General features: G+C 36.2%; 1 protein-coding gene. It reads left to right on the top strand.

What is annotated here, in order from left to right; translation table 11 throughout:
* Window positions 1-128 precede the first annotated feature (128 nt).
* Complete coding sequence (locus tag ACQR30_RS15925) at window positions 129-371, top strand: hypothetical protein (RefSeq protein ID WP_429736750.1); 243 nt, start codon at window positions 129-131, stop codon at window positions 369-371.
* Window positions 372-506 lie beyond the last annotated feature (135 nt).

Below are 506 nucleotides of genomic sequence, written 5' to 3'. Positions count from 1 at the left end.
AATAGGATACACCAAAAATTTGTAGTCTTAAATTTAATCCTCTTTTTAGTTACGAACCTCCTGCACGTTTTGAAGCATGTATCCAAACCCTACAAAAACTAAATAGGCCTTTAATAGCAACTGAATTTATGGCAAGAACGTTGAATAGTGAATTTTACAATGTTTTACCAGTAGGTAAAAAGTACAATATTGGTATGCTAGCCTGGGGTCATGTGAATGGAAAAACCCAGTGGAACATGTATTGGGATTCGGGTCAAGTCTCTTATGTTGAATTACCACCGACCTATTGGTTTCAAGATATATTCAGACAAGATAGATCACCATATTTGTTAGAAGAAGCTCAAATTATCAAGCGTTTAAATGGTATGTAAGGCTTAAGAAAGAAAGTTAGCAATTTGGGTATAGGGTGAGACGAGGGAGTGGCAGGGGGATCAACATTAATGCTCTTTCCTTTTGGTAACTCCTATTCGTTCAATATCTTATGAAAGAATTTTAGGTTGCCCACT

The sequence above is a fragment of the Arachidicoccus sp. genome (genome assembly GCF_050436765.1).
Taxonomy (GTDB): domain Bacteria; phylum Bacteroidota; class Bacteroidia; order Chitinophagales; family Chitinophagaceae; genus Arachidicoccus.
The sequence above is the reverse complement of the archived record's forward strand: the minus strand, read 5'-3'. Positions and strand labels throughout refer to the sequence as shown.

Coding starts and splice junctions, on each gene's coding strand:
- ACQR30_RS15925 (WP_429736750.1), top strand. CDS start 129: ATGGCAAGAACGTTGAATAGTGAATTTTACAATGTTTTACCAGTAGGT.